The organism is Methylobacterium sp. J-043 (assembly GCF_022829505.1).
GTDB classification, from domain to species: domain Bacteria; phylum Pseudomonadota; class Alphaproteobacteria; order Rhizobiales; family Beijerinckiaceae; genus Methylobacterium; species Methylobacterium extorquens_A.
The window spans coordinates 55,523-62,983 of sequence record NZ_JAKSYB010000056.1 but is presented as its reverse complement, the minus strand read 5'-3'; the positions used below and the strand labels follow the sequence as shown (position 1 = coordinate 62,983).

7 protein-coding genes and 1 pseudogene are annotated in these 7,461 nt (G+C 71.0%); 1 reads left to right on the top strand and 7 read right to left on the bottom strand.

Annotation, left to right across the window (positions count from 1 at the left end; all coding sequences use genetic code 11):
* A pseudogene (locus MKK50_RS15055) lies at positions 1-110 on the top strand (IS110 family transposase); the annotation flags it as partial.
* A gap of 356 nt (positions 111-466) precedes the next feature.
* Here the strand turns inward: MKK50_RS15055 and MKK50_RS15050 are convergent.
* From MKK50_RS15050 to MKK50_RS15020, 7 genes are all read right to left on the bottom strand, one after another.
* Complete coding sequence (locus tag MKK50_RS15050; protein WP_253373749.1) at positions 467-631, bottom strand: hypothetical protein; 165 nt, start codon at positions 629-631, stop codon at positions 467-469.
* Positions 628-1,650: an isopenicillin N synthase family dioxygenase gene (locus MKK50_RS15045; RefSeq protein WP_499023485.1), complete on the bottom strand. Its 1,023-nt coding sequence runs from the start codon at positions 1,648-1,650 to the stop codon at positions 628-630. Before MKK50_RS15045 ends, MKK50_RS15050 begins: the two co-directional genes overlap by 4 nt.
* 1 nt (position 1,651) lies before the next feature.
* Positions 1,652-2,974, bottom strand: a complete 1,323-nt coding sequence (locus tag MKK50_RS15040) for an O-acetylhomoserine aminocarboxypropyltransferase/cysteine synthase family protein (protein WP_499023483.1) — start codon at positions 2,972-2,974, stop codon at positions 1,652-1,654.
* Positions 2,975-3,215: 241 nt separating this feature from the next.
* A complete protein-coding gene (locus tag MKK50_RS15035) occupies positions 3,216-3,743 on the bottom strand; it encodes a cupin domain-containing protein (protein WP_499023480.1) in 528 nt (175 codons plus the stop codon).
* Between the two features lie 19 nt (positions 3,744-3,762).
* The gene (locus MKK50_RS15030; protein WP_499023478.1) at positions 3,763-4,704 is read right to left on the bottom strand and encodes an ABC transporter substrate-binding protein; all 942 of its coding nucleotides are present in this window, start codon (positions 4,702-4,704) and stop codon (positions 3,763-3,765) included.
* Positions 4,704-5,801 carry an LLM class flavin-dependent oxidoreductase gene (locus MKK50_RS15025; protein WP_499023475.1) on the bottom strand — a complete coding sequence of 366 codons (1,098 nt, stop codon included), beginning with the start codon at positions 5,799-5,801 and terminating at the stop codon, positions 4,704-4,706. The genes MKK50_RS15030 and MKK50_RS15025 overlap by 1 nt, the downstream gene beginning before the upstream one ends.
* 14 nt (positions 5,802-5,815) lie before the next feature.
* A complete protein-coding gene (locus tag MKK50_RS15020) occupies positions 5,816-6,961 on the bottom strand; it encodes an acyl-CoA dehydrogenase family protein (RefSeq protein ID WP_499023474.1) in 1,146 nt (381 codons plus the stop codon).
* Positions 6,962-7,461: the final 500 nt, after the last annotated feature.

Sequence of the window (7,461 nt, the reverse complement as noted above, 5' to 3'; positions counted from 1 at the left end):
ACGCAGGCAAACCCGCCAAGGTCGCCATCGTCGCCACCGGCCGACGCCTCGTCGTCCTCGCCAACGCCCTCCTCAAGGACGACAAAACCTTCGCTGAAAGCAACCTCATGGCTTGACCCGCAATACAGTCGCCGCTTGATCAAAGCGGGGACCGTAACAGCAAGCCCGCGCGGCGCCTGAGCGACGTCCAAATCCGCTATCCCGAAGGGATCAACCGGATTTGGTATGAGGCGGCCAATCCCGCGATCCCAAAGGGATCATCCCTTTGGCGGGGTGAGGGCGGAGCCCCATGGATGGCTTCGCCGACCAAGGCTCCGCCCTGGACCCGCGAGGGGCTTGCCCCTCGGACCCAGGATTTGGGGGTTTTAGGGCATCATCCCGAAAGGTGACTGCCGGCTTTTAGAAAAAATGACGCAAAAACAAGAAGCTAGAGCATCGTCCTGGATCCGATATCCAGGACGATGCTCTAGCGTCGCTCTGTACCCAGTGCCCGGACCGGCAGGCGGACGAGATGCGGGGCCAGCCAATCGTTGCCGAGCATCGCCCCCGCTGCGAGCGGGAGCGGGCCGGCCTCGGCAGGCAGTGCAACGGCGCGCAGGACGGCGCGGATGCGGCCAAAGAAGTCCCTCATGCGGCCTTCGCCTCTTTGTCGAGCAGGTCGGCGTAGTGGGCGGCTGCCACGTCCGGGTGCGAGCGCAGGCGGCCTTTGAGGTAGTTGCGGCCGACTTCGCGGAAGAGCGGGTTGTCGGGGTCGCCCGCCGCCCCTCCGGCCTGGGCGGCAAGCGCGGGCGGCAGGTCGAGGAGCGGCACGGTGGCGTCGTGGCGGGCGCCGAGGAAGAAGGCGACCGAGAGACGGTCGCGCCCGGCCCGCGGCGTCACCACCCGGTGGACGGTCGCGCGCAGGTACCCGTTCGAGGCGAGTTCCAGGAGTTCGCCGACATTGACCACGAAGGCGCCCGGCACAGGCGTCGCCGCGATCCAGCCGCCCGCCTCGTCCGCCACCTCGAGGCCACCCTCGCCGTCCTGCACGAGGAGGGTGAGAAAGCCGCTATCCTTGTGGGCGCCGACACCCTGGTCGTCGGGCGTCGACTCGCGGCCGGGATAGCGGATGATCTTGATGTGCTGGTTGGGCGCGCCCGCATAGATCGGCGCGAAGGCGTCGGCAGGCTGGCCGAGCGCCAGGGCGAAGGCTTCGAGCAGGCGGATGCCGACGTCCGTGACCGCCTCCTGCCACGCCAGCAGCTCGGGCCGCAGCGCCGGCAGGGTCGCGGGCCAGAGATTCGGGCCCTGCAATCGCGTCCAGGCCGGGGCGCCGGGCTCACGCGGGAGCGCCGGGCGCTCGGCGCCGATGTCGAACTGCTCGCGCCAATCGGCCCGGCCGCGGGTGATCTCGTCGCCGGCGGCAGTGTAGCCGCGGAAATGGGGCGAGTTCACCATCGCGACCGCCCGCTTCTCGCCCACCGGCAGAGCGAAGAAGTGCCGCGCCGACGCGTGCACGTCCGCGATCTTCCCCTCCGGTATGCCGTGACCGACGAGGTAGAAGAAGCCGACCTCGCGGGCGGCGCTCCGCAGGTCATCGAGGAAGGATGTTCTGTCCGCCTCGCCCGCATCGAAGCGGGCGAGATCGAGGATCGGGAGCGAGGCCGCCATCTCAGGCCGCCCGCGCCAGGGAGCCGGCGGCGGCGAGTGCCTGATCGAGATCGGCCAGAATGTCGTCGAGATGCTCCAGCCCGACCGCGAGGCGGACATAGCCGTCGGTGACGCCGGTGGCGCGCTGCTCCTCGGGGGTGAGCTGCGAATGCGTGGTCGAGGCCGGATGGATCGCGAGGCTACGGGCATCGCCGATATTCGCGACGTGATAGAATAGCTTGAGCGCATCGATGAAGTGCCGCCCGGCGGCGCGGCCAGCCGCCAGCTCGAACCCGACGAGGCCGCCATAGCCGCCCTGCAGGGTTCGGTCGGCCCGCTCGCGGGCGGCGCCGGTCTGGACCGAGGGATGGATCACCCGCGCGACCTCGGGACGCCGCCCGAGCCAGTCGGCCACGGCTTGCGCGTTGCGGCTGTGGCGCTCGATGCGCAGGGGCAGCGTCTCGATGCCCTGCAACGTCAGGAAGGCGTTGAGCGGGGAGACCGCGGGGCCGAGATCGCGCAGGAGCCGCACGCGGGCGCGCAGCGCGTAGGCGATCGGGCCGATCGGTTGCGCGGCCTCGGTCCAGACCGCGCCGTGATAGCTGTCGTCCGGCGTGTTCAGCGCCGGCTGGCGGTGGGGATGGGCTGCCCAATCGAAGCGCCCGCCATCGACGATGGCCCCGCCGATGGCGATGCCGTGGCCGCCGAGATATTTCGTGGTCGAGTAGACGACGACCGCCGCGCCGTGATCGAGCGGCCGCGCCAGCAGGGGGGCTGCGGTGTTGTCGACGATGAGCGGGATGCCGAGCGGCCGGCCGATCGCCGCGACTTCCGCGATGGGGAAGACCGTGAGCTTCGGGTTCGGCAGGGTCTCGGCGTAGTAGGCCCGTGTCCGCCCATCCGTCGCGCGGGAAAAGTTGTGCGGGTCGGCCGGATCGACGAAGCGGACCTCGATGCCCTGTTCCCTCAAGGTGTGGGCGAACAGGTTCCACGTGCCGCCGTAGAGGTCGGTCGAGGAAACGATGTTGTCGCCCGCCCGCGCGAGGTTCTGCACACTGAGCGCCGAGGCGGCCTGCCCGGAGGCGAGGGCCAGCGCCGCGGCCCCGCCTTCGAGCGCGGCGAGGCGCTGCTCCAGCACATCGACGGTCGGGTTGGTGACGCGGGTGTAGATGTTGCCGAGCTCCTGCAGCGCGAACAGGCTCTCGGCGTGGTCGGTGTCGCGGAACTGGTAGGAGGTGGTCTGGTGGATCGGCACCGCGACCGACCCGGTCTGCGGATCGGCCCGCCAGCCGGCATGGAGCGCGAGCGTCTCGGCGTGGATGGAGGCGGGGGTCTGGCTCGACATCGGCGGCTCCTGGGGAAGAACAAGCCAAGATGATCGGCCAATCCGACTTGAAGTCAACGAAAGCGAGTTTCTTTGTTTTTCGATATTGAGCGATTTTATTCGCTGTCGCCGGCGTTTCTTGGCATGTGCGTGCGCTGATCTGATTTCAGCATGCCACATGAAGATTTTGTATTTTCCAATCCTCTCATCGGCCGGAGCGCGCGCTCCTCTCCGCAAGGGGAGGGGTATCGCGCTCGTCACCTCATGGCTGCTTGTGGATCGGATCGACCCAGTAGACCGTCTCGGGCCGCTCGGCCGCCTCGACGTCGGGGAGGTTCACCACGACCGCCTCGTTGTCCGAGCGCACCAGCACGCAGTGCAGCGGCTCGTCGGTCGAGGCGTTGATCTCCTGATGCGGGACGTAGGGCGGCACGAAGATGAAGTCGCCGGGTCCGGCCTCGGCCACGTATTCGAGCCGCTCGCCCCAGCGCATCCGGGCGCGGCCGGAGACGATATAGATCACGCTTTCCAGCGCGCCGTGGTGATGCACGCCCGTCTTGGCGTCGGGCTCGATCGCCACCGTGCCGGCCCAGATCTTCTGCGCGCCGACGCGGGCGGCGTTGACCGCGGCTTGCCGGAACATGCCCGGCGTCTGCGCCGTGTTGGGATCGAGCCGGTTGCCGGGGATCACCCGCACGCCGTCGTCCTTCCAGCGCGCAGCGGCTTCGTGATCATGATCGTGAGCGTGGGGCTCGTGGTGGTGGCTGTGGCTGTCGCCAATGTCGTGCATGGTGCAATCTCCTGCGCGATCATCGCACGGCGGCGAGCGCATCCGAAAATCCGGTGTCGAGGATCGCCTCGGCGCGCGGCGCGCGGGCCGCCGGGATCAGGCCGGCGCGGACGTAGAGGTCGATGATGCGTTGTTCGTCCGCGATCACGCCGTCGTCGATCGGCACGGTGCGGTACTGCGCCCGCCCGAACCAGCGCAGCGGCACCGCCTCGGGCAGGCCGATCAGCCGCGACCACACTGCCGCGTAGGGCGCCGGATCGGTCAGAGCCCAGGCCCGCGCCTTGGCGAGGCGGGCGGCGTAGTCGGCGAGCAGCGCGCGCTTGGTCTTGAGCGCGGCCTCGTTCGCCACCGCGTAGCTGAGCCCCGGCGTGATGCCGTTGCCGTCGCGAACGACCCGGACGAGGCCCGCGAGTTCGGCCGCGGAGGTGTAGGGCTCCCAGGTCGACCACGCATCGACGGCGCCGGAGGTCAGCGCCAGCTTGGCGTCGGCCGGGGGCAGAAACCGGAACTGCACGCCGTCCGCGGGCAGACCTGCCTCTTCAAGCGCGGCCAGCACCACCTGATGGCCGATCGAGCCGCGGTTCGTGGCGATGCGCTTCCCCACGAGGTCTTTCACGCTGCGGATCGCGGAATCGGGCCGCACGAGGATGGCGAGCCCGTCCTGCCGGTTGCGGAAGGCCAGGAACGCCTTGACCGGCACGCCCGCGGCGGCAGCAAAAGTGAAGGGCGCGTCGCCAACCCCGCCCGCATCGATGACCCCCGCGTTCAGCGCCTCCAGCAGCGGAGCCGCGGCCGGAAACTCGCTCCATTCGAGCCGGTAGGGCAGGCCGTCGAGCACGCCCGCGGCCTCCATCAGGGCGCGGGCGTTGCCGCGCTGGTCGCCGACGCGCAACGTCTCTTCCGCGCAAGCCGGGGCGAGAGCGGCGAACGCCAGCGCGATCAGGACGAGGAGGCGGGCCATCACGCGGCCGCCGCCTTGGCCCCGCGCCGGGCAAGCAAATCCTTGAAGGCGGGCAGCAAGTCGCGCCCGTACTGGACCGCATCCTCCAGCGGGTCGAAGCCGCGGATCAGGAAGGTCCGCACGCCGAGATCGTGATAGTCGAGCAGCGCGTCGGCGACCTGCTCGGGCGTGCCGACCAGCGCCGTCGAGTTGCCCGACGCTCCGGTCTCGGCGGCGATCGCGGTGTAGAGCCGCTTGTCGAGACGCGGGCCTTCCGCCGCCGCCGCGAGCAGCCGGCGCGAGCCCTCGTTCTGCGGTGTCGCCGCCGGCCCGAGGCCGCGGGCGGCGCGCAGCCGCCGGGTCTCGGCGAGGATGGTTTCCGCCCGCGCCCAGGCCCGCTCCTCGGTCTCGGCCAGGATCGGCCGCAGCGACAGGCTGAAGCGGGGCGCCCGCCCGTGCGGGGCGGCCGCCGCCCGCACCCGGCCGATCAGCTCGTGCACCTGGGCGTGGGTCTCGCCCCACAGGGCGTAGGTGTCGGCGTGCCGGCCCGCCACCGCGAGCGCGGCGGGCGAGGCGCCGCCGAAATAGACCGGAATCGTCGTCACCGGCTTCACCTCGGAGAAGCCGCCCTCAATCCGGTAATGTGTCCCCGCGTAGTCGAACGGCGTGTCCGAGGTCCACGACAGGCGCAGGATGTCGAGGAACTCCCGGGTGCGGGCGTAGCGCTCGTCCTTGGTGAGGTGGTCGCCGTCGCGGGCGAGATCGCGGTCGTCGCCACCGCTGATCGCGTGGATCGCCACCCGCCCGCCGGTGAGCCGGTCCAGCGTCGCGAACTGCCGCGCCGCGACGGTCGGCGCGGTGAAGCCGGTGCGGTGGGCGATCATCAGCCCGATCCGCTGCGTCGCGGCGGCGATCTCGGCGGCGATCAGCAGCGGGTCGGGCGCCGTCGCGTAGAAGGCCACCAGCACCCGGTCGAAGCCGCCGCGCTCGTGCGCCTGCGCCAGCCGCCGCAGGTACTCGGGCTCGATGGATGGTCCGCGCGGGGCGCGCGACTCGGAGACCTCGTGCGGGGCGACGAAGCCGATGAACTCGGTGGCGTCGGGCGGCAGCAGGCTCATGGGGTTCTCCTTGTCTAAAGGCCGAGCGCGGCGCGGCCGGCGGCGACCCGCACCGCGTCGCCCTGCGGCCAGTGGATGCGCGCGCACAGGACGTCGCGCAGGTGCCGTTCCAGCGGATGCTTTCGCGAGAGCGCGACGTTGCCGCACAGCTCAGCGACCCGCTGCACCGCCTGGATCGCGTTCTCGGTCACCGTCAGCTTGACGAAGCCGGCCTCCTGCGGCGCGGGCGGCGCGCCGGCATCGGTCTCGGTGGCGAGGCTCGCCACCAGCCGGGCGTTGACGGAGAGCAGCCGCTCGTTCTCGCCGACGGCCTCGTGGAAGCGCGGCAGGCTGGCGAGCGGCGCGCCGAGGTTTTCGGGAATGCGCTCGTGCAGGAAGCGCGCGAACCACGCTTGCGCCGCCCGCGCGACGCCGTCGTAGAGGGCGGCGAGCAGGGCGCAGCTCCAGGCCTGCTGCAGCGGATCGGGCCGGCGCCACGCGTCCGGGCGGCGCAGATCGACCCCGTGGTCGCCCGGCACGCGCACATCCTCGAACACCACGTCGTGGCTGCCCGAGGCGCGCAGGCCGAGATGATCCCAGGTCTCCTCGATGCGAAGGCCGGGGGAGGACATCGGCACCAGAAAGTTGCCGATCCGCGGCTCAGCCTCGTCGGTGCGGGCGAAGACGAGGCCGTAGGCGAGCCCCGGCGCGCCGGTTGAATAGATCTTGCGCCCCGTGAGGCGCCAGTCGCCGCCGTCGCGCCGGGCGATGGTGGCCGGCAGGCCGCCGCGGGCGGGCGTGCCAAGATCGGGCTCGACCCGCAGCGCGTTGATGAGGGCCCCGTCCGCCGCGGCCTCCCGCCCGACCCGGTCGGCGAGCGCGCGCGGCCAGGGCGTGCCCTCGCTATGGATCAGCCCGTGCTGGAGCAGCGTCATCGCCAGGACGAGCGCGACCGCCGGATCGCCCGCACCGACCGCCCCCACCACCTGCGCCGCCCGCGCCAGACCGGCCCCGCCGCCGCCGAGCCGCTCCGGCACGGCGAGCCCGATCAGGCCGGCCTCGCGCAAAGCCGCGAGGGGCGCGTGCGGGAAGGCGCCGCTGCGGTCGCGCTCGCCGGCCGTCGCGGCAAAGCGCTCGGAGAGAGTCCGGGCAGTGTCGAGGGGCGCGGCGGCCGTGGTCATCGAGGGAGCATGGGGTGCGGTTGAGGAGCCTTGGGGCGGCGGCCGGGCGGCGTGCAGAGACGATCGGCAGGCCGTGTCCCTATGCTCGGCGCGCGGCCTCGCGCGGTCAACGAAACGTGGTTCCAAAGTCGGAGCCGCCGGAAGGAGGTTCTGCCTGCCCGCCTCGGAATCCCGGAAGATCAGGCTTCACCCTGCCGCCGACGCGCAGGACATCTGCTGCGGACGCAGTCTCCGCGCCTCTCTCCACATACTCTTTGAGTATGGCGCCGATGTTCGATGCCTCAGGTCGGCCTGCCGCCGGGCCGACCCTTTGAATGGAAAATCTTCTCGCCCGAACCGTCTCCGAGAAATTCCATCGCAAGACCCGGCCCATCTTGGGAAGATGCTTCGATTGACTTCGCCGGCGCGCGATTGAAGATTGAATACATCGGTCCGAACAACGAGGCCGCCCCCCATATCGATGCGCCACGCCGTCCCGGCTCACCGGGCGGATGTCCGCG